The organism is Citrobacter amalonaticus, from assembly GCF_018323885.1.
In the GTDB taxonomy this organism is placed as follows: Bacteria; Pseudomonadota; Gammaproteobacteria; order Enterobacterales; family Enterobacteriaceae; genus Citrobacter_A; species Citrobacter_A amalonaticus.
This window is the reverse complement of record NZ_AP024585.1, coordinates 642,732-664,013: the sequence shown is the minus strand read 5'-3', so window position 1 is coordinate 664,013 and position 21,282 is coordinate 642,732. Positions and strand designations below refer to the sequence as shown.

Sequence of the window (21,282 nt, the reverse complement as noted above, 5' to 3'; positions counted from 1 at the left end):
ATTTGCATGGGTGACGATGAGCCAATTAACTTACCTCCAGGGCTACCCGGAGCACCTGCTTTCTCAGGTGCGCACGCTGATTGCCGAGCAACGGCTGGGCGCGGTGCTGGAAAAGCGCTATCCGGGAACGCATGATTTCGCGACGGATAAAGCGCTCTGGCAATACACCCAGGATCTGAAAAATCAATTTCTGCGTAACGCCCCGCCGATCAACAAAGTGATGTATGACAATAAGATCCACGTGCTGAAGAATGCGCTCGGCCTGCACACAGCGGTCTCTCGCGTACAAGGCGGCAAGCTGAAAGCGAAAGCCGAGATCCGCGTCGCCACCGTGTTTCGCAACGCGCCGGAACCCTTTTTGCGAATGATCGTCGTCCACGAACTGGCGCATCTGAAGGAAAAGGAGCACAACAAGGCGTTTTATCAGCTTTGCTGTCACATGGAACCGCACTATCACCAGCTGGAATTTGATACCCGCCTCTGGTTGACGCAGTTGTCGTTAAAGGAAACTGCGCAGTAGCGCACTGGCTTTGTCATAAAGGCGTGCTAAATTGACGACAGAATCCCTTTATGGAGCCTGAAGGCATTTATGATACGTTTCGCAGTGATTGGCACAAACTGGATCACCCGCCAGTTTGTGGATGCCGCCCATGAGACCGGCAAATATAAGTTAACCGCAGTCTATTCCCGCAGCCTCGAACAGGCGCAAACCTTCGCCAATGATTACCTCGTCGAGCATCTGTTTACCTCGCTGGATGCGATGGCGCAAAGCGAGGCGATTGACGCCGTGTACATTGCCAGCCCGAACTCGCTGCACTTTCCCCAGACCCAACTGTTTCTGAGCCATAAAAAGCATGTGATCTGCGAGAAGCCACTGGCGTCGAATCTGGCCGAAGTCGAAGCCGCCATCGCCTGTGCGCGGGAAAATCAAGTGGTGCTTTACGAAGCGTTTAAAACCGCCAGTCTGCCTAACTTCCTGCTGTTACAACAATCGCTGCCGAAAGTCGGTAAAATGCGCAAAGCGTTCCTCAATTACTGTCAGTACTCGTCGCGCTATCAGCGCTATCTTGACGGCGAAAACCCGAACACCTTTAACCCGGCCTTCTCCAATGGCTCGATCATGGACATTGGCTTCTACTGCCTGGCTTCCGCTGTGGCGCTATGGGGAGAACCGCACAGCGTACAGGCCTCTGCCAGTCTGCTGGAGAGCGGTGTCGATGCCCACGGCGTGGTGGTGATGGACTACGGTGATTTCAGCGTCACCCTCCAGCATTCCAAAGTGAGTGATTCCGTTGTCGACAGTGAAATTCAGGGCGAAGCCGGATCGCTGGTGATCGAAAAAATCTCCGAATGCCAGAAGGTTTGTTTTGTTCCGCGCGGCGGGAAAACCCAGGATCTTACCCAACCGCAGCACATCAATACTATGCTGTATGAGGCACAGGCGTTTGCAGCACTGGTGGACGCCAATGAAGTGAATCACCCTGGATTGTCCAACAGTCGCATCACGGCAAAATTGTTAACCGAGATTCGTCGCCAGACCGGCGTCACCTTCCCGGCAGACGATGTCAGCCGCGCAGCGACTGCGTAAAACATTGTAAAACAGATGTTACAGGCCATTGACGGAATGCATGGCCTGTCATATTTTGTTACCTGCAAAGGGGAGTAACTTCATTGTCGGTCGATCGTCATTACGATGTGTGAAAAACCACATCCGGTCACCGGGCAACGACAAAGGAATGCGCTAACGCATTCTTTTTTTGTTGTAAGTGAGACCTTGCCGGAAGGCGAGGTCTATGCATAAAAAGCAGCGGCTGACGTCTTCCGACGTTGGCCGTTTTTTTTATGTGTAAGGAATGATGATGAATACTGTCGGCACACCGTTGTTATGGGGCGGATTCGCTGTTGTTGTGGTGATCATGCTGGCTATCGACCTCTTTTTGCAGGGGCGTCGTGGCGTACATACGATGACCATGAAGCAAGCGGCTGCCTGGTCCCTGGTCTGGGTCACGCTCTCGCTACTGTTTAACGCTGCATTCTGGTGGTACCTGGTACAAACCGAAGGCCGCGCCGTCGCCGATCCGCAGGCGCTGGCGTTCCTCACGGGTTATCTGATCGAAAAATCCCTCGCGGTCGATAACGTCTTTGTCTGGCTGATGTTGTTCAGCTACTTCTCGGTGCCGCCAGCCCTGCAACGTCGGGTACTGGTCTACGGCGTGCTGGGTGCCATCGTGCTACGTACGATAATGATTTTTGCTGGTACCTGGCTGATTACGCAGTTCGAATGGATGCTGTACGTGTTTGGCGCTTTCCTGCTGTTTACCGGGGTAAAAATGGCGCTGGCGAAAGAAGATGACGCCGGCATTGGCGATAAGCCTCTGGTGCGCTGGCTGCGCGGACATCTGCGCATGACGGATACTATCGAGAACGAACATTTCTTCGTGCGTAAAAAGGGTCTGCTGTATGCCACGCCGCTGCTGCTGGTGCTGATTCTGGTGGAACTGAGCGACGTTATTTTTGCGGTCGACAGTATTCCGGCTATTTTTGCTGTTACGACTGACCCGTTCATCGTTCTGACCTCGAACCTGTTCGCGATCCTGGGCCTGCGTGCCATGTACTTCCTGCTGTCGGGAGTTGCAGAGCGGTTCTCTATGCTGAAATACGGTCTGGCGGTGATCCTGGTGTTTATCGGTATAAAGATGCTGATCGTCGACTTCTACCATATCCCGATTGCGATTTCGCTCGGCGTGGTATTTGGCATCCTGGTCGTGACGTTACTGATCAACGCCTGGGTCAACTACCAGCATGATAAGAAACAACAGGCGTAATTCTGTCGTGCCGGGCGACGCTAGCGCGTCCCCGGCCAATCGATAATCTGGCCTCTGCTTTTTGTAGAACATGTCACAATATTGTTAACACCAAGTTACAAAACATGACCGCAGCATGAAATCCAGCATATTTCGCTTCCCGAAGCGTTATCTTTCCTTATACTCAACCAGGCAAACACTTTGTTACATCCGGAAAGCGGCGTCCATAGAACGCGCGAAGGATGAGCAACAACACACTGTAAGGATCAAGAAATGACTACGCAACGTTCATCGGGGCTGCTACAGCGTTTGGCTCAAGGAAGCCTGGTTAAACAAATTTTGGTCGGTCTCGTACTGGGGATCATACTGGCATGGATTTCAAAACCGGCAGCCATTGCCGTTGGCTTGCTCGGCACATTGTTCGTCGGTGCGTTAAAAGCCGTCGCCCCGATTCTGGTTCTGATGCTGGTGATGGCGTCGATCGCCAACCATCAGCACGGGCAAAAAACCAGCATTCGCCCGATTCTGTTTCTCTATCTGTTGGGGACGTTTTCTGCGGCGCTCGCCGCGGTAGTCTTCAGCTTCGCCTTCCCTTCAACGTTGCATCTGGTCACCAGTTCGCATGATATCGTGCCGCCGTCAGGCATTGTAGAAGTACTGCGTGGTCTGCTGATGAGTATGGTCTCTAACCCCATTGATGCGCTGCTGAATGCCAACTATATCGGCATCCTGGTGTGGGCGGTCGGCCTTGGTTTTGCCCTGCGTCACGGCAACGACACCACCAAAAATCTGGTCAATGATATGTCGAACGCCGTGACCTTTATGGTGAAACTGGTGATCCGCTTTGCCCCGATTGGTATTTTTGGTCTTGTCGCATCGACCCTCGCCACCACCGGCTTCTCCACGCTGTGGGGCTACGCGCAACTGCTGGTTGTGCTGGTCGGCTGTATGGCGCTGGTCGCGCTGGTGATCAACCCATTGCTGGTATTCTGGAAAATTCGTCGCAATCCGTATCCGCTGGTTTTTGCCTGCCTGCGTGAAAGCGGCGTTTATGCTTTCTTCACCCGAAGTTCAGCAGCGAATATTCCGGTGAATATGGCGCTGTGTGAAAAACTGAATCTGGATCGCGATACCTATTCCGTTTCTATTCCGCTGGGCGCCACCATCAATATGGCGGGCGCGGCGATCACCATTACGGTGTTAACGCTGGCAGCGGTGCATACGCTGGGCGTTCCGGTGGATCTGCCCACCGCGCTGCTGTTGAGCGTGGTCGCCTCGCTGTGCGCCTGCGGCGCATCCGGTGTTGCAGGTGGCTCGCTGCTGCTGATCCCGCTGGCCTGTAATATGTTTGGTATCCCGAACGATATCGCCATGCAGGTGGTTGCTGTCGGCTTTATCATCGGCGTGCTGCAGGATTCCTGTGAGACGGCGCTGAACTCCTCCACTGACGTCCTGTTTACCGCGGCAGCCTGCCAGGCTGAAGACGAACGTCTGGCGAATAACGCGCTGCGTAGCTAAGCCTTAAACCCTTCCGTCATCTGGCGGAAGGGGTCTCTTCCTGTACGCTTTTCTCAATTTTGAATGGATCGATTCCCCGGCGTTTCATACGCCAGAAACGAATAATGTTCAGCCCGTTCATCACCAGAAAACTGCCTTCAATCAGCGTTCCGCCGATCGATCCCAGCCAGAAGTTGTGTACCACCCAACAGGCAGTCGCACACCACATCACGCAGCGCACCGTTAATCCTTTACAGCGGAACAGCGCCCAGGTACTGGCGAGCGTGCCGATGATGGGCAGAATTTCCATCGCATGCTGTAGTTTCGCCAGCCCTAGCACCAGGGTGAGGATAATGAACAGCGCCATCACCCACAGTTTGCGGGTGCGCATCGACACCAGAGTACGCACGGTATTGAGTTCCGCGCTCATCCCGGCGGGCCAGGCGCCCATCAGAAAGAAGTGTACGCCTATCGTGGCGCTATAGACGGCAAGCTGGAGTCGGAAGCGGCGCTCATCGCGGTTGAAAAACGTCGTAATGCCAATCAGAAACGCGAGCACACCGACGCCCTGAGCCAGCCAATACGCGGTCATAAACGACATCAACTCCATTAACAATGCCTGATGGCGCTGCGCTTATCAGGCCTGCCAGCGTAGGCCTGATAAGGCGTTTTGCCGTCATTCGGCACTTTTTACAACGTTACGCCGCTTTTAAAGATAGCCAGTTCGCGGAAATCATTGCGTTCGTTGCAGGTCTGCTTACCGTTGGCGAAATCGACGATGGTATCAATGAACTCATTCAGCAGTTGCGGCATCGCTTTGCCGTGGATCAACTGGCCCGCATCAAAGTCGATCCAGTGCTTTTTCTTCGCCGCCAGTTCGCTGTTGGTGGCAATTTTCACCGTCGGCACAAATCCGCCGTAAGGAGTACCGCGACCGGTGCTGAACAACACCATGTGACAACCGGCACCCGCCAGCGCACTGGTGGCAACCGCATCATTACCCGGCGCGCTCAGCAGATTCAGACCGTGGGTTTTCAAACGCTCGCCGTAGCGCAGCACGTCAACCACCTGACTGGAACCCGCTTTCTGCGTGCAGCCCAACGACTTGTCTTCGAGCGTAGTGATCCCACCGGCTTTGTTACCCGGCGAAGGGTTTTCGTAAATCGGCTGATTGTGGGCGATAAAATACTGCTTGAAGTCATTGACCATGGTGACCAGTTTGCCGAACGTTTCTTCGTCGCGACAGTGACTCATCAACAATTGCTCCGCCCCGAACATCTCCGGCACTTCGGTCAGCACGGTGGTGCCGCCGTTGGCAATCATGTAGTCAGAGAAGCGACCAAGCATCGGGTTCGCGGTGATCCCGGAAAGCCCGTCTGAACCACCACACTCCAGACCAAACTTCAGCTCGCTCAGTTTCCCCGGCTCGCGTTTGTCGTGGCGCATCACGTCATAAAGCTGATGAAGATGCTCAAGTCCCGCCTCCACTTCATCGTCCTGATGCTGACAAATCATAAAGTGCACACGCTCAGGATTGAAGTCGCCCAGCGTTTCGCGGAAGGCATCGACCTGGTTGTTTTCACATCCCAGGCCAATCACCAGCACCGCGCCGGCGTTCGGATGACGGACCATGTTTTGCAGCATGGTGCGGGTGTTGATGTGATCGTCGCCAAGCTGCGAGCAGCCGTAGGTGTGGCTGAACAGGAAGACACCGTCAGTGCCCTCAGCATCATTCGTCTCTTTCAGGAAACGGCTCTGGATCTGGCGCGCAATCCCGTTGACGCAGCCAACGGTTGGCAGGATCCAGAGTTCGTTTCGTACCCCGACGTCCCCATTAGCGCGACGATAAATCTGCACGTCGCGATCCGCCGGTTGCGCAGGAAGATCCTGAAAATCGGGTTGATAGCGATACTCATCCAAATCGCTCAGATTGGTGCGAGTATTGTGGGCGTGAATATGTTCACCCGCCGCAATGTCCGTCAAAGCATGGCCGATAGGCTGACCATACTTAATCACGTACGCCCCTTTCCTGATGTCACTCAGCGCAAATTTATGTCCGCGAGCAATATCCTGGCGAAGCGTTACGGTGTGGTTGTCCACAGTGACTTCCGTTCCCTGCGCCAAATCAGCCAGCGCGACCGCAACGTTATCCTGCACATGGATTTTGATGTATTGCATATCAACCCCGGACCTTAGTTCAGTTCAATGGCGAAGTAATCACGCGCATTGTTAAAGCAAATGTTTTTCACCATCTCGCCCAGCAGTTGACTATCAGCCGGGGCTTCACCGGCCTGCACCCAGCGGCCAATCATCTGGCAGAGAATGCGACGGAAGTATTCGTGACGGGTATAAGACAGGAAGCTGCGGCTGTCGGTCAGCATGCCGACAAAGCGGCTTAACAGACCCAATTGCGCCAGTTGCGTCATCTGACGTTCCATGCCGTCTTTCTGATCGTTGAACCACCAGCCGGAACCGAACTGCATTTTGCCCGGCATCCCTTCCCCCTGGAAGTTGCCGATCATGGTGCCCAGCACCTCGTTATCGCGCGGGTTCAGGCAGTAGAGAATGGTTTTCGGCAACAGGTTTTCTTCATTCTGTTTGCTGAGCAGTTTTGATAACTCTTCCGCCATCGGACGGTCGTTGATGGAGTCAAAGCCCACATCCGGCCCCAGCAGTTTGAACTGGCGCAGGTTGTTATTGCGCAGGGCGCCAATATGGTATTGCTGTACCCAACCGCGACGCGCATATTCCGCCCCCAGGAACACCAGCACAGCCGTTTTGAACTGCGCCACTTCATGTTCGTTCAGCGTCTCGCCTGCCAGGCGACGTGCCAGAATGCTATCCAGTTCAGCGTCGCTGGACTCTGCGAACAGCACCACATCCAGCGCGTGGTCGGAAACTTTGCAGCCGTGCGCCGCAAAATGATCCAGACGTTTGGTCAGCGCGCTTTGCAGATCGGTAAAGCGGCGAATGTCGGTGTCCGACACTTCACCCAGTTTTGCCATGTAATCGTTGAAGGTCGCCTGCTCAATATTGAAGGCTTTATCCGGACGCCAGCTTGGCAAAACTTTCACGGAGAAGCTGCTGTCTTTTGCGACCGTTGCGTGATGCTCCAGCGAATCGATCGGATCGTCAGTCGTGCCGACCATTTTCACGTTCATCTGCTGCATGATGCCGCGTGCGGAGAATTCATCCTGCGCCAGCAGTTCGTTGCACTGATTCCAGATTTCGTCCGCCGTCGACGGAGAAAGCAGCTTACCTGTCACGCCGAATGGGCGACGCAGTTCAAGGTGCGTCCAGTGGTATAACGGGTTGCCGATCGTATGCGGAACCGTCGCCGCCCACGCGTCAAACTTCTCGCGGTCAGAAGCGTCGCCGGTACACAGGCGCTCAGCGACACCGTTAGTGCGCATCGCGCGCCATTTGTAATGGTCGCCTTTCAGCCAGATGTCATACAGATTCTTGAACCGGTAGTCTTCGGCGATTTGCTGTGGCGGCAGATGGCAATGGTAATCGAAGATAGGCTGGTCTTTCGCATAATCATGATACAGACGGCGGGCAAATTCAGTATCAAGTAGAAAATCTTCTGTCATAAACGGGGTCATTATCGTCTTCCTCTCAACGAGTGCGTCTGATTGCTTATGTAGCGATGCTGACAAAGTTATCACACCAATTTCCATAGTCTGTAGATATTTTCGTGAGGTAGATCAATAAATGCCGACAAATTGTTTACCCTCGAAGTGGTAAACATCGCCTCAAGCCGCGCCAGCTCTGGCATCGCCTAATCGAAATAATAACCACGCTAAGATTCATACTTTTGTGATGGCACTCACCTTTTAAAGTTGTATGACAAGTTATCTTTCTGCCGTCGCGATACATAAGCCGACGGAATGCATAGTTACCGATGATTCATCATCGGATTGACCGGTACGGAAACCGAATTAGCAAAATTTATTTATGGCAACGTTCGGGCGTACCGGCTTTTTTTGGTTACCCCGTCGTAAACAGCATCCTCTGCCACAGGCAGGAAGATGACCGCGATCTTTGCGGAAATAACAAAACGATGAGGTTTTACATGCGTAAAATTAAAGGGTTACGTTGGTACATGATTGCGCTGGTGACGCTTGGCACCGTGCTGGGTTACCTGACGCGTAACACTGTGGCGGCAGCTGCGCCAACTCTGATGGAAGAGTTGCACATCTCCACCCAACAGTACTCCTATATCATCGCAGCCTATTCTGCTGCTTACACTGTCATGCAACCTGTTGCCGGCTATGTGCTGGATATACTGGGCACCAAAATAGGCTATGCAATGTTTGCCGTGTTATGGGCCGTTTTCTGTGGCGCAACCGCATTGGCAGGAAGCTGGGGGGGCCTGGCGCTGGCGCGCGGCGCGGTCGGTGCGGCAGAAGCCGCGATGATCCCGGCGGGGCTGAAAGCCAGTTCCGAATGGTTCCCGGCGAAAGAACGCTCCATTGCGGTCGGCTACTTTAACGTCGGCTCCTCTATCGGTGCGATGATTGCCCCGCCGTTGGTTGTCTGGGCGATCGTGATGCACAGCTGGCAGATGGCGTTCATTATCTCTGGTGCCCTGAGCTTCATCTGGGCCATGTCCTGGCTTATCTTCTATAAGCATCCGCGTGACCAGAAAAAACTGACGGACGAAGAGCGCGACTACATTATTAATGGCCAGGAAGCGCAGCACAAAAACAGCACCAAAAAGAAAATGTCACTCGTGCAGATCCTGCGTAACCGCCAGTTCTGGGGTATCGCCCTGCCGCGTTTTCTGGCAGAACCAGCCTGGGGGACGTTTAACGCCTGGATCCCGCTGTTCATGTTCAAAGTCTATGGCTTTAACCTGAAAGAAATTGCAATGTTCGCCTGGATGCCGATGCTGTTTGCTGACCTCGGTTGCATCGTGGGGGGTTACCTGCCGCCGCTGTTCCAGCGCTGGTTTGGTGTCAACCTGATTGTCTCACGAAAAATGGTCGTTACGCTGGGTGCTGTGCTGATGATTGGCCCAGGGATGATCGGTCTGTTCACCAGCCCGTACATCGCCATCATGCTGCTGTGTATTGGTGGTTTTGCTCACCAGGCCCTGTCCGGTGCGCTGATTACACTCTCTTCTGATGTCTTTGGTCGTAACGAAGTGGCCACGGCGAACGGTCTGACCGGGATGTCTGCCTGGCTGGCGAGTACGCTGTTCGCCCTGGTGGTCGGTGCGCTGGCAGACACCATTGGCTTCAGCCCGCTGTTCGCAGTACTGGCCGTGTTCGACCTGTTGGGCGCGCTGGTTATCTGGACCGTGCTGCAAAACAAACCGGCCAGTGAAGTCGATTCTGGCCCGCAGTTTGATGAACCGGCAGCGCAAAGTTAGCCTGCCGACGGATAACGCATAAGCAATCTCAGCCGCCTGCTGGCACCCGCAGGCGGCTTTTTCGTTTCTGCGTATAGAGCCAAACTCGCGAAAGTGGTATAACAAATACAGTCTGCCGTATCATGCCTGGAGTGCATATGGAAATCACCGAACCACGACGTTTGTATCAACAACTTGCTGCTGATTTAAAAGAGCGCATCGAACAGGGCGTTTACCTGGTGGGTGATAAATTGCCTGCAGAGCGTTTTATTGCCGATGAAAAAAATGTCAGCCGTACCGTGGTTCGTGAAGCCATCATCATGCTGGAAGTCGAAGGGTATGTTGAGGTCCGTAAGGGGTCCGGGATTCATGTGATTTCCAACCAACCGCGCCACCAGCAGGTCACCGACGAGTCGCTGGAGTTTGCCAACTACGGTCCTTTTGAATTACTCCAGGCGCGTCAGCTTATCGAAAGCAATATTGCAGAGTTTGCCGCCACCCAGGTCACCAAGCAGGACATCATGAAACTGATGACGATCCAGGAACAGGCGCGCAACGAAAAATGTTTCCGCGACTCCGAATGGGACCTGCAATTCCACATTCAGGTCGCGTTAGCCACGCAGAACTCCGCACTGGCCGCTATCGTGGAAAAAATGTGGACTCAGCGCAGTCACAACCCGTACTGGAAGAAACTGCACGAACATATTGATGCGCGTACCGTCGATAACTGGTGCGACGACCACGATCAAATCCTGAAGGCACTGATCCGCAAAGACCCGCATGCGGCAAAACTGGCGATGTGGCAGCATCTCGAGAACACAAAAATCATGCTGTTCAATGAAACCAGCGACGATTTTGAATTTAATGCCGACCGTTATCTGTTTGCCGAAAATCCGGTCGTTCATCTCGATACGGCGGCTAACGCGACAAAATAAACGTTCTTGATTCGACAGGCGCGCCGTTGCGCCTGTCAGTAAGCGAAAGGTATAAAGTGTCAGCCTGTGTAAATCCTCTCGCCACCCTCTCCTGCGATCAGCAAAATCACATTTCAAGGACGTGTAATTTCTATAACGGACTACGTTGACCTTTGTTACAATTAGATGCAATTCGAATTTATGTTTGTCAGTGCTTGCTTACTTCATAACTTTTAACAGGGAATAGTTCAGGCCGCGGCTTTGCGCCGTCCGCACACCATGTAAAACACTAACAATGATGCGGCGTAGCAAACTGTTTAACCCGGCGTGACGTTAACCAATTCGACCTGGAATACTGAATGGAACTTTTGACTCAATTACTGCATGCCCTCTGGGCGCAGGATTTTGAAACACTGGCCAATCCTTCCATGATTGGCATGCTGTATTTTGTTTTATTTATGATTCTGTTTCTGGAGAACGGGTTGCTGCCAGCCGCCTTTTTACCTGGCGACAGTTTGTTGGTGTTAGTGGGTGTTCTGATTGCCAAAGGCGCCATGGGCTTTCCGCAAACCATTCTGTTGCTGACCGCAGCCGCAAGCCTCGGTTGCTGGCTCAGCTATATTCAGGGCCGATGGCTGGGCAACACCCGCATCGTACAAAACTGGTTATCGCACCTGCCGGCCCACTATCATCAACGCGCTCACCATTTATTCCATAAGCATGGTCTTTCCGCCCTGCTGATTGGTCGTTTTATCGCGTTTGTTCGTACCTTGCTGCCGACCATCGCTGGCTTATCCGGCCTGAATAATGCCCGCTTTCAATTTTTCAACTGGATGAGTGGCTTGCTGTGGGTGCTGATTTTAACCAGCCTGGGTTATCTGCTGGGGAAAACGCCGGTGTTTCTGAAGTATGAAGATCAACTGATGTCATGCCTGATGCTGTTACCCGTCGTGCTACTGGTTTTTGGCCTGGGCGGTTCACTGGTCGTCCTGTGGAAAAAGAAATACGGGAATCGAGGGTAAGGGATGCTGAAACCGCGTATAACCCTTAAACAACTGGCCTGGAGCACCGCGTTTCTGCTGACGTTGAGCGCCATGCTGTTGGTCTGGTCAACGGTTCGTCAGCAAGAATCCACGCTGGCGATCCGCGCCGTCCACCAGGGGGCCAGCATGCCGGACGGCTTCTCGATCTGGCATCACCTCGACGCTAACGGCATTCGTTTTAAAAGCATTACACCAAAGAACGACACTCTGCTCATCACTTTCGATTCCAGCGCCCAGAGTGCCGCCGCCAAAGCGGTGCTCGACAAAACGCTGCCGCGCGGCTACATCATTGCCCAGCAGGATGATAACAATCAGGCCGTCCAGTGGTTGTCACGTTTACGCGATACGCCACATCGGGTAGGGTAATCTCCAGGAATCCGAATCATATCACCCACTTTGGTGATTTCTGCGATTAATGTCTATGATTAATGAGGCGATGGGGTCACCCTGTCGCTTTATCACTGGATCATCGTTCCTGAATTCATGGGGACGAGTCACAATGGAAGGTTCAAGAATGAAATACCGCATCGCTTTCGCTATCTCCCTTTTCGCTCTCAGTGCTGGCAGCTACGCTAACACGCTTTGCCAGCAAAAAGAGCAGGATATTCAACGGGAGATCAGCTACGCCGAGAAGCACAATAACCAGAATCGCATCAATGGGCTAAAAAAAGCGCTCAGCGAAGTCAGGGCCCACTGTACTGACAGCAAGCTGCGTGCCGATCATCAGGAAAAAATTGCTGAGCAGAAAGAAGAGATCGCCGAACGTCAGCGCGACCTCGCCGAAGCGAAGCAAAAAGGCGATGCGGACAAAATTGCCAAACGCGAGCGTAAACTGGCTGAAGCGCGAGCGGAACTGAAAGAGCTCGAAGCTCGCGACTACTAAGTATCAGTACCACTTACTCACCTGGAGAAAACTATGTCGAAAGAAAACACATCGGAACATCTGCGCGCTGAGTTGAAATCCCTGGCCGATACGCTGGAAGAGGTGCTGAACTCCTCTGGTGATAAATCGAAAGAAGAGTTGAGTAAGATCCGCAGCAAAGCCGAGCGCGCGCTTAAAGAGAGCCGCTATCGCCTCGGTGAAACGGGTGATGCCATTGCTAAACAGACTCGTGAAGCCGCTGCGCGTGCTGACGACTATGTGCGCGAAAATCCGTGGACCGGCGTCGGGATTGGTGCGGCCGTGGGCGTCGTGCTGGGCGTTCTGCTGACGCGTCGTTAATGATGGCGGCTCCTCATCACGCACAAGGGCCCGGGAAAAGCGTTCTGGGTATCGGGCAGCGGATTGTCACTCTTCTCGTTGAGATGGTGGAAACGCGGTTACGTCTGGCCGTCGTCGAGCTTGAAGAAGAAAAGGCGAACCTTTTTCAGCTTCTGCTGATGCTGGGACTCACCATGCTCTTCGCTGCATTTGGTTTGATGAGCCTGATGGTGTTAGTCATCTGGGCCGTTGACCCGCAGTATCGGCTCAATGCGATGATTGCCACCACGGTCGTGCTGCTGGCACTGGCGCTGATTGGCGGGATATGGACGCTGCGAAAAGCACGGCGCTCCACATTGTTACGCCATACGCGCCATGAACTGGCAAATGACCGGCAATTGCTCGAGGAGGAGAGCCGTGAGCGGTAAAGTCGAACGTGAACAACGTAAGGCCCGACTGCTTCGTGAGATCCAACAGCAACGGCTGGATCTTTCAGCCAGTCGTCGTGACTGGCTGGAAGCCACGGGCGCTTACGATCGTGGCTGGAACACCCTACTGAGTTTGCGCTCCTGGGCGCTGGTCGGCAGCAGTGTGATGGCCGTCTGGACGATTCGCCACCCTAACCTGCTCGTGCGTTGGGCAAAGCGCGGGTTTGGCGTGTGGAGCGTCTGGCGACTGGCTAAAAAGACGCTACGCTCAACCGTTGCCTGAGGGTGCTTCGCTTATCCGACTCTCACATTCAATAAGTAGGCCGGATAAGGCGTAGCCGCCATCCGGCAACGGTACCAGGAGCGCTTCGCTTACCCATCCACAATATCACCCCACTACAAAATCAAATTTTTTGAAAAATATTGACAGTTTTCCTTGCTAACAATTCTCATTCTTCACGCTTATGATTCTCTCCATCGACAGCAATGTCGCGGAACGCCGCGAAATTGCACCCAAAAAACAAACTCAGCAGTCTGTGTAGTTCCTGGAGAGAAGAATGAAAAAATTAGAAGATGTTGGTGTACTGGTAGCGCGTATTCTGATGCCAATCCTGTTTATTACCGCAGGTTGGGGAAAAATCACCGGTTACGCAGGTACCCAACAGTATATGGAAGCGATGGGCGTTCCGGGATTCCTGCTGCCACTGACCATTTTGCTTGAGTTCGGCGGCGGCCTGGCGATTCTGTTCGGTTTCCTGACCCGTACCACCGCGCTGTTTACCGCAGGCTTTACACTGCTGACCGCGTTTATCTTCCACAGCAACTTTGCGGAAGGCGTGAACTCACTGATGTTCATGAAAAACCTGACCATCGCTGGCGGCTTCCTGCTGCTGGGCATCACCGGTCCGGGCGCATTCAGTCTCGACCGTGTACTGAACAAAAAGTGGTAAGCGCTCTATAATGAATGAAAAAGAACGAGGGGATTTTCTCCTCGTTTTTTCTATCTGAGGGAAAAAACATGGGACAACTGATCGACGGCGTCTGGCATGATACCTGGTATGATACCAAATCCACCGGGGGCAAATTTCAACGTTCGGTATCGGCATTCCGCAACTGGCTCACGGCGGATGGCGCGCCGGGTCCTTCCGGCGAAGGCGGTTTTGCGGCAGAAAAAGACCGCTATCACCTGTATGTTTCTCTCGCCTGTCCGTGGGCGCACCGTACGTTAATCCTGCGTAAGCTCAAGGGTCTGGAGCCGTTTATCTCCGTCTCGGTCGTAAATCCACTGATGCTGGAAAACGGCTGGACCTTTGACGATGATTTTCCGGCGGCCACAGGCGATACCTTATATCAGCACGAATTTCTGTATCAGCTTTACCTGCACGCCGATCCCCATTACAGCGGCCGCGTCACCGTGCCTGTTTTGTGGGATAAAAAGAACCATACGATTGTCAGTAATGAATCTGCTGAAATTATTCGCATGTTCAATACGGCGTTCGATGCGCAAGGGGCAAAAGCCGGGGACTACTATCCCCCAGAACTGCGCAACAAGATCGACGAACTGAACGGCTGGATTTATGACAACGTTAACAATGGCGTCTATAAAGCGGGCTTCGCTACCAGTCAGCAAGCCTATGATGACGCGGTAGAAAACGTCTTTACCGCGCTGGCGCGGCTGGAGCAGATCCTCGGTCAGCATCGCTATCTGACAGGTAATCGGCTTACAGAGGCTGATATTCGCCTGTGGACAACACTCATCCGCTTTGATCCGGTGTATGTCACACATTTCAAATGCGACAAGCATCGCATCAGCGACTATCTCAATCTGTATGGTTTCCTGCGCGATATTTATCAGATGCCAGGGATCGCGGAAACGGTCAATTTTGACCATATTCGCCACCACTATTTTCGCAGCCATAAGACGATTAACCCGACAGGCATTATCTCCATTGGCCCGTGGCAAGACCTCAAAGAACCACACGGGCGTGACAGCCGTTTCGCCAAGTGAACCCAGGCACCCTTCAGGGTGCCTGCTCAATTTACCCTTCAAATATTTACCCTCTCATCATTCGCAACTATTCTTTCTTTGATTGCTTTAAAAACAAGTGATTGACACACGATTGAGGTAAAAATGGATTGGTACTTAAAGGTTTTAAGAAATTATATCGGCTTTGGCGGACGCGCCCGGCGGAAAGAGTACTGGATGTTTATTCTGGTCAACGTCATTCTGACATTCGTTCTCGGCGTACTGGATAAACTCCTGGGCTGGCAGCGTGCCGGAGGAGAAGGCATTCTGACAACAATTTACGGAATTCTCGTCTTTTTACCCTGGTGGGCAGTTCAGTTTCGACGTCTGCACGACACCGATCGATCGGCCTGGTGGCTGTTGTTGTTACTGATCCCCGTCATCGGCTGGCTGGTGATCCTCATTTTTAACTGTCAGGACGGCACGCCCGGCGAAAACCGCTTCGGACCTGATCCAAAATCTCTCCCCTGAGAAAGTGAAAAGGCAGCGTTACCCGCTGCCTTGATCCTTTTATTTACGCTAACCTGTTGTTCTGGTTAGTGCCCAGATACTGATTCAGATTCAAAACATATTTCTTAAAACTATTAATAATAGATATATTTTTCCTGAGATTTTCTTAATTAATTAGAATGCAAATGACCTTCATAAAATACCATGCTATATTTTGCCCTCTTTTAATTAATAAGGATGTTATATGAATTGGTATTTGAGTGTAATAAAAAATTATACCGGTTTCAGCGGTCGCGCACGTCGAAAAGAGTACTGGATGTTTGCGTTAATCAACATGATCATCTGTGCAGTCCTGAATGTTATTCAGGCTGTAATCGGCATGGAAACACCCTATATCTCAATTATTTATAGCCTTGGCATTCTGCTGCCGAGCATTGCGGTGGCGATCCGTCGTTTACACGATACCGAGCGCTCCGGCTGGTGGTTGCTGCTCAGCCTGATTCCGATTATCGGAACAATCGTTATTATTGTATTCCTGTGTCAGAACGGTACTGCCGGTGCTAACCGTTTTGGTGCCGATCCTAAGCAAAACGAGATTAATTAATCCTTTTTCGGGGCAATCTTTTTGCCCCGATATCAGTCATCCGCAACGCGTTATTTTTTCATAAAGAGTTTGGGTATTTCACGGAGGCACCAGGCCTTTGCTTCTCCCATACTGTCTCGCCGCCAGGCCATAATGATGTCAATCTCGCTGGTCGATTCCGGGCTGACCACGCGCAGCCGTCCTTCTGCAATATCCTGTTCCACCAGCGGATACGGCATCGTCGCCACCCCTAATCCTGCCAGTAACGCCTGACGCTTATCTTCGATGGTGCTGACGGTAAGGCGCGCTTGCTTATCCAGCAGTTGCACGGTTAATACCGGACGTTCACGCGCGGTATCCGCGACCGCTACGCCGCGATACTTCACCCGCGTCACTTCCGACAGCGGTTCCGGCTCCTGATGAATCGGGTGATCCGGCGCGGCAACATAAACGTTCATCAGGGTATACAGCTTACGGGAGTTAATTTCTGACGATGAACGAAAGTGCATGTCCGGTGCCACAACAATATCCGCCCGGCCCTGTTCCAGGCGTTCCCACGCCCCCGCCAGCACCTCGGTGATCACTGAAAGCTGCGTATTGGCTTTAACAGCCAGTTTGTCGATCAGCGGGAAGAAGGCCGGGGTCGGCACCAGCGCCTCGGTCACAATAGTCAGATGCGTCTCCCACCCTCGCGCCAGCGCCTCAGCGTCTGTGGTGAGCTTATCTGCCGCCTCTAGCAGCACACGCCCTCTTTCCAGCAGCATGCGCCCAACGTTAGTGAATTTTGTTCGATGTCCGGAGCGGTCAAACAACACCACATCCAGCTCTTCTTCCAGCTTCTGCATGGTGTAGCTAAGCGCTGACGGCACGCGCCCCAGTTCATCCGCCGCTGCGGCGAAGCTACCGCGGCGATCTATCGCGTCCATTACGCGTAATGCCTCAAGCGTTAATGCCCTTTCTTTGGCCATGTCGTTCTCATTCAGGAAATTTGAACATACCGGGCAGAATATCTGGCTAACAATGCAGCGTCCAGCCCCTTAACATAAAAGGAAGTAAAGAGAGGTCAAGAACTATGATTACTACCCGAACAGCCAAACAATGCGGACAAGCAGACTACGGCTGGCTGCAGGCCCGTTATACCTTCTCCTTTGGACACTATTTCGACCCGAAACTGCTGGGCTACGCATCGCTGCGCGTGCTCAATCAGGAAGTACTGGCACCCGGCGCGTCCTTCCAGCCGCGCACCTGGCCAAAGGTAGACGTGCTCAATCTGATTCTTGAAGGCGTTGCAGAGTATCGTGACAGTGAAGGCAACCACGTTCAGGCCCAGGCGGGTGAAGCGTTGCTGCTCGCGGCGCAGCCGGGTATCAGCTACAGCGAACATAATATCAGCAAAGACAAACCGCTTACGCGTATGCAATTGTGGCTCGACGCCTGTCCTGAGCGCGAGAATGCTCTGGTGCAGAAGACAAAACTGACGAAAGTTAAACAGCAACTGATCGCCTCACCCGATGGTGAGAACGGCAGTCTACAGCTGCGCCAGCAGGCGTGGGTACACCATATTGAGCTGGATCAGGGCGAGTCGCTGAGTTTTCAGCTTCATGGCCCGCGCGCTTATTTGCAGTCCATTCATGGCACCTTTCACGCCGTCACCCACGATGAAGCGCGTGAAGCGCTGACCTGTGGCGACGGAGCCTTTATTCGTGACGAAGCTAACATAACGCTCGTTGCCGATACGCCGTTACGCGCTTTGCTGATAGATTTGCCGGTGTAATCGGTAACCGGAGTGGTGTATGAGTAAGAAAGCAAAAAAACAGGCCCCGACAGGGAAAGTGGCAACGGCAGAAACCAACACCGCGCCCCGTGCGTTTGACTACGAGGCGATGCTGACCGAGCTGGAAGCGATTGTCGCAGACGCCGAAGTTCGTCTTTCCGAGGAAGAAGCTGCCGCCTGAACCTCATTGCCGGATGACTGCGCAAGCGCATTATCCGGCCTACATATTCGTAGGCCGGATAGCGTCGCGCCTTCAGGCAGTCAGCCCTTCACTTAATGCGCTTTATGGGCCATGATCTCGATAATCTGTTTGTCCGTTTGCTGCATGGAATGACACGCCAACGCGCACAGGTTGGCAATAGACTGTTCCACGTCGTGCGCCACAATCCCTTCGTTACCCGTAACCGCCGTATCGTCCAACGCCATCAGCACCGCCTTCCACGCCGCAGAAGCACTGGTGGAGACCTTCATCGCGCAACTGTTAGATGCCCCATCGCAAATCATTCCGCTGACATCGCCAATCATGCTGCTGATCGCCATCGAGATCGTGCTGTAGCGCCCTTCGTCCACCAGCCAGGCCATCCCTGCCGCTGCCCCCATCGCGGCGGTCGTCGCGGCACACAGCGCCGACAGACGCGGGAGCTGATGGTGTATGTAGATCGCACTCAGATGGGAAAGCATCAGCGCACGCGCCAGTTTCTCCTCATCGGCGCCAAAGTGCTCGGCCACCACCATCACCGGTACCGTAGCGGTGATCCCCTGATTGCCGGAGCCGGAGTTACTCATGGCAGGCAGCGTCGCGCCGCCCATACGCGCATCCGACGCCGCGCTGGTTCGGATAAGGATCGCCGTCGAAAGATCGTTTGCCAGCAGACCGCGTGCGCACTGCTTTTGCAGCGTCGCACCGATATGCAGCCCCCAGGTTGCGCGCAGCCCCTCTTGTGACAGCGCGCCGTTGAGTCGGGCGGCGTCGAGAATAAAACGAATAGCGTCGAACGGTACGGTATTCACAAATGCCAGAATCTCTTCCAGCGTGGTCTCAGAAAGCACCGAGAGCGGCGATTCCTGCGCCTCATCGTCCGCGTTCGCTTGCTGAGTAAACTTCACGCCGGTATCGGTTTCGATCCGCACAATGTGAGTATGACCGCCGACAATGGTGACGCACGCCCAGCCGTCATGGCTATAGACCTTCGCGCGAGAAAACAGGATGTCATCACAGGGTTGCTGCAACATCACCGACACCTTGCCCGCTTTCAGCATCGCCTTCGCATCGGTAATGGCTTGCGCGGAGGCATCCTTCAGCACCTCCAGTCCGGCATTCGCATTCCCGCCCAGTGCTCCCAGCGCGGCAGCGATGGGCAGCCCAACCATACCGGTTCCCGGCACCGTCACCCCCAGTCCGTTTTTCATCAGATTGGGCGAGACCCAGGCATCGATTCGCTCCACCGCGCCATGCAGTTCAGAGGCCGCAACCGCGGCCGCCAGCGCCAGAGAAACCGGTTCCGTACAGCCCAGCGCAGGTTTCACCTCTTCCTGTACTGCGCGGATGAAACGCTGCCACAACGGATTTTTTATAGTCTCAGACATAACAACAACCTTCAGGATAAATCAGGAAAAAGCCAGGAACGGAGATACGCACAGCAGCAAACCGGTGACGATAATCAGATACAGCGACACCCCTTTGTATTTGTGCAATGCAGGTACTTTGTAGACCAGCCAGGCGGGGATCAAACATCCCACCATGCCGAAAATAGGGCTACAAATCGACGTAAAGCTCAGAACCGGTGCGTTAAGCACAATAGCGCTCCAGGCCAGTAAAATGGCAAACACCATGATGCCGCGCTGTACCAGCGTTTCATTGATCTTCTCAGCCGGCAGTTTGCGGCGCAGAATGTTCATCGCAATCCCCTGCGTGGCTTCGCGAAAGCCGAGATAGACGCCAAAGAACGCGGTCATCACGGCGAAAATATTCAGGATGACACTCACAACTTTCACCCAACCGGCGCCCGCGCCGCTGATGAACTGTGCAGCAATCGCCAACGCGGAGATATTCTGCTCATAGGCTTTAACCGCTTCGTCGTGTCCCATTGCCAGCGTAAAGGAGACGGCATAGAAGAACACGGTGACAAACAAAATGCCGAAGGCAATATTCATGGCACGTAGCGCTTTATGACGCGCCACCTCAACGGATTTCTCACGGGAACGGTAGGAAATCACCATCGGGCTCAGGGTCTGGATAAACAGGATTGAGGTCAGGGTAAACGGCAGCGTGATAATCGCATTCTTCACCAACAGCGCCATCGGCGGCAGCGCGCCAATGTTGTATAAGTGCCACATCCCAACCATCGATACGCCCAGTGCCGCCACGACCAGCAGTTTGGTCAGCACCATGCCGGTAGAAATTTTGAACAGCAGCTTTTCGCCGCGTGAGGAGATGGCGACCAGGATGCAAATCAGCACCAGACCATAGAACGGGTTATCGGATAACAGTCCCTCTGTCACACCAAAAGTATGCAAATAGGAGGCGCTGTCGTTGGTGATTGCGGTGGAATAGACAAACATCCAGATAACCAGCATCACAAAATACAGTGCGCCTAACAGGATGCCCCAGTTTTTCCCCAGATACCCACTGATGACGCTGGGATAATCTTTGCACTCCGGGGATTCCGCCAGCGTGTTAATAAACAGACGCTGGAACAGATACATGGCGGGATAACCGATAACCGATGAGAGCAAAAAGACCCACAGCCCCATCAAACCGACCTGCACCGGGAGAAAAACAATCCCCGCGCCAATCGCCATCCCGATACTCATAATGACCCAGCCGGTGTCGATGCTGTCGAATTTAATCGCTTCCCGCCATTCGCTTTCCGTCATTCCCGCCCGGCGCGCCGGGGCGCTGGCGTCGAGCACTACGCTGTTGTTCGTTGCCGTTTCCATAAAATTCTCGCTCATTATGTAGGGTATATTTTTAATTTTTGTCGTGCCGCATCAAGGCGATACGCGGTACGGGGTTTGCAGGCGAGTCATTAGAATGAAAAAAAGGATACGCTCAGGCGCAGAGAAAAACGTCACAAAATAACCCTGATATTTTCTATTGGTTAAGAAAATCTTCCTACTTAAAAAGAATAACGTGTCATTTTTTTCTAAATTTGAAGAAGATCACAACAAAAAAGCACACCGACGTGTGCTTTTAGATGGCTGAC

Annotated in this window: 24 protein-coding genes; 18 read left to right on the top strand and 6 right to left on the bottom strand. The window is 53.3% G+C overall.

The window, feature by feature from the left end:
* Positions 1 to 16 precede the first annotated feature (16 nt).
* The 4 genes from KI228_RS03270 to sstT all read left to right on the top strand — a co-directional run bounded on the left by KI228_RS03270 (position 17) and on the right by sstT (position 4,322).
* A complete protein-coding gene (locus tag KI228_RS03270) occupies positions 17 to 520 on the top strand; it encodes a M48 metallopeptidase family protein (RefSeq protein WP_044255814.1) in 504 nt (167 codons plus the stop codon).
* A gap of 69 nt (positions 521 to 589) precedes the next feature.
* Positions 590 to 1,588: a Gfo/Idh/MocA family protein gene (locus KI228_RS03265; RefSeq protein WP_061070603.1), complete on the top strand. Its 999-nt coding sequence runs from the start codon at positions 590 to 592 to the stop codon at positions 1,586 to 1,588.
* A 271-nt stretch (positions 1,589 to 1,859) separates the two neighbouring features.
* Positions 1,860 to 2,825, top strand: a complete 966-nt coding sequence (locus KI228_RS03260) for a TerC family protein (RefSeq protein ID WP_042998219.1) — start codon at positions 1,860 to 1,862, stop codon at positions 2,823 to 2,825.
* 252 nt (positions 2,826 to 3,077) lie between these two features.
* A complete protein-coding gene (gene sstT, locus KI228_RS03255) occupies positions 3,078 to 4,322 on the top strand; it encodes a serine/threonine transporter SstT (RefSeq protein WP_042998220.1) in 1,245 nt (414 codons plus the stop codon).
* A gap of 16 nt (positions 4,323 to 4,338) precedes the next feature.
* Here sstT and KI228_RS03250 read toward each other — a convergent pair whose 3' ends face one another.
* From KI228_RS03250 to uxaC, 3 genes are all read right to left on the bottom strand, one after another.
* Positions 4,339 to 4,893 (bottom strand): YgjV family protein, encoded by a 555-nt coding sequence (locus KI228_RS03250; protein ID WP_046487516.1) that lies wholly within the window; start codon positions 4,891 to 4,893, stop codon positions 4,339 to 4,341.
* A gap of 98 nt (positions 4,894 to 4,991) precedes the next feature.
* A complete protein-coding gene (locus KI228_RS03245) occupies positions 4,992 to 6,479 on the bottom strand; it encodes a UxaA family hydrolase (protein WP_044265554.1) in 1,488 nt (495 codons plus the stop codon).
* 14 nt (positions 6,480 to 6,493) lie between these two features.
* Entirely contained in the window at positions 6,494 to 7,906 is a 1,413-nt protein-coding gene (uxaC, locus tag KI228_RS03240) for a glucuronate isomerase (RefSeq protein ID WP_044328005.1), read from the bottom strand.
* Between the two features lie 470 nt (positions 7,907 to 8,376).
* On the opposite strand from uxaC, the gene exuT reads away from it, so the two are divergent.
* The 12 genes from exuT (at position 8,377) to KI228_RS03180 (ending at position 16,323) form a co-directional block, all read left to right on the top strand.
* Complete coding sequence (gene exuT / locus KI228_RS03235; RefSeq protein WP_042998223.1) at positions 8,377 to 9,678, top strand: hexuronate transporter ExuT; 1,302 nt, start codon at positions 8,377 to 8,379, stop codon at positions 9,676 to 9,678.
* Positions 9,679 to 9,815: 137 nt separating this feature from the next.
* Positions 9,816 to 10,592 carry a transcriptional regulator ExuR gene (gene exuR, locus KI228_RS03230; RefSeq protein WP_042998224.1) on the top strand — a complete coding sequence of 259 codons (777 nt, stop codon included), beginning with the start codon at positions 9,816 to 9,818 and terminating at the stop codon, positions 10,590 to 10,592.
* A gap of 338 nt (positions 10,593 to 10,930) precedes the next feature.
* On the top strand, positions 10,931 to 11,593 hold the full coding sequence (yqjA, locus tag KI228_RS03225) for a DedA family general envelope maintenance protein YqjA (RefSeq protein ID WP_042998225.1): 663 nt from the start codon (positions 10,931 to 10,933) through the stop codon (positions 11,591 to 11,593).
* A 3-nt stretch (positions 11,594 to 11,596) separates the two neighbouring features.
* The gene (gene mzrA, locus KI228_RS03220; RefSeq protein WP_042998226.1) at positions 11,597 to 11,980 is read left to right on the top strand and encodes an EnvZ/OmpR regulon moderator MzrA; all 384 of its coding nucleotides are present in this window, start codon (positions 11,597 to 11,599) and stop codon (positions 11,978 to 11,980) included.
* 148 nt (positions 11,981 to 12,128) lie between these two features.
* On the top strand, positions 12,129 to 12,497 hold the full coding sequence (locus KI228_RS03215; RefSeq protein WP_042998227.1) for a DUF1090 domain-containing protein: 369 nt from the start codon (positions 12,129 to 12,131) through the stop codon (positions 12,495 to 12,497).
* 33 nt (positions 12,498 to 12,530) lie between these two features.
* Positions 12,531 to 12,836 (top strand): ElaB/YgaM/YqjD family protein, encoded by a 306-nt coding sequence (locus tag KI228_RS03210; protein WP_042998228.1) that lies wholly within the window; start codon positions 12,531 to 12,533, stop codon positions 12,834 to 12,836.
* A 2-nt stretch (positions 12,837 to 12,838) separates the two neighbouring features.
* On the top strand, positions 12,839 to 13,243 hold the full coding sequence (locus tag KI228_RS03205; protein ID WP_061070715.1) for a phage holin family protein: 405 nt from the start codon (positions 12,839 to 12,841) through the stop codon (positions 13,241 to 13,243).
* On the top strand, positions 13,233 to 13,526 hold the full coding sequence (locus tag KI228_RS03200; RefSeq protein WP_042998229.1) for a YqjK-like family protein: 294 nt from the start codon (positions 13,233 to 13,235) through the stop codon (positions 13,524 to 13,526). The genes KI228_RS03205 and KI228_RS03200 overlap by 11 nt, the downstream gene beginning before the upstream one ends.
* Positions 13,527 to 13,800: 274 nt before the next feature.
* Positions 13,801 to 14,193, top strand: a complete 393-nt coding sequence (locus tag KI228_RS03195) for a DoxX family protein (RefSeq protein WP_042998230.1) — start codon at positions 13,801 to 13,803, stop codon at positions 14,191 to 14,193.
* Positions 14,194 to 14,261: 68 nt separating this feature from the next.
* On the top strand, positions 14,262 to 15,251 hold the full coding sequence (locus KI228_RS03190; RefSeq protein WP_042998231.1) for a glutathione S-transferase family protein: 990 nt from the start codon (positions 14,262 to 14,264) through the stop codon (positions 15,249 to 15,251).
* A gap of 123 nt (positions 15,252 to 15,374) precedes the next feature.
* Positions 15,375 to 15,740, top strand: coding sequence for a DUF805 domain-containing protein (locus tag KI228_RS03185; RefSeq protein ID WP_044255823.1), 366 nt, complete (start codon positions 15,375 to 15,377; stop codon positions 15,738 to 15,740).
* A 223-nt stretch (positions 15,741 to 15,963) separates the two neighbouring features.
* On the top strand, positions 15,964 to 16,323 hold the full coding sequence (locus KI228_RS03180) for a DUF805 domain-containing protein (protein ID WP_044255826.1): 360 nt from the start codon (positions 15,964 to 15,966) through the stop codon (positions 16,321 to 16,323).
* Between the two features lie 50 nt (positions 16,324 to 16,373).
* Here the strand turns inward: KI228_RS03180 and yhaJ are convergent, their stop codons facing one another.
* On the bottom strand, positions 16,374 to 17,270 hold the full coding sequence (yhaJ, locus tag KI228_RS03175) for a DNA-binding transcriptional regulator YhaJ (RefSeq protein ID WP_044255829.1): 897 nt from the start codon (positions 17,268 to 17,270) through the stop codon (positions 16,374 to 16,376).
* 104 nt (positions 17,271 to 17,374) lie between these two features.
* Between yhaJ and KI228_RS03170 the strand changes: the two genes are divergently transcribed.
* Both KI228_RS03170 and KI228_RS03165 read left to right on the top strand, forming a co-directional pair.
* Positions 17,375 to 18,076 carry a pirin family protein gene (locus KI228_RS03170; protein ID WP_042998235.1) on the top strand — a complete coding sequence of 234 codons (702 nt, stop codon included), beginning with the start codon at positions 17,375 to 17,377 and terminating at the stop codon, positions 18,074 to 18,076.
* 19 nt (positions 18,077 to 18,095) lie between these two features.
* Positions 18,096 to 18,257 (top strand): hypothetical protein, encoded by a 162-nt coding sequence (locus tag KI228_RS03165; protein WP_164566090.1) that lies wholly within the window; start codon positions 18,096 to 18,098, stop codon positions 18,255 to 18,257.
* Between the two features lie 92 nt (positions 18,258 to 18,349).
* Here the strand turns inward: KI228_RS03165 and KI228_RS03160 are convergent, their stop codons facing one another.
* On the bottom strand, positions 18,350 to 19,663 hold the full coding sequence (locus tag KI228_RS03160) for an L-cysteine desulfidase family protein (RefSeq protein WP_042998236.1): 1,314 nt from the start codon (positions 19,661 to 19,663) through the stop codon (positions 18,350 to 18,352).
* A gap of 21 nt (positions 19,664 to 19,684) precedes the next feature.
* Positions 19,685 to 21,016: an SLC5/6 family protein gene (locus KI228_RS03155; protein WP_042998237.1), complete on the bottom strand. Its 1,332-nt coding sequence runs from the start codon at positions 21,014 to 21,016 to the stop codon at positions 19,685 to 19,687.
* Positions 21,017 to 21,282: the final 266 nt, after the last annotated feature.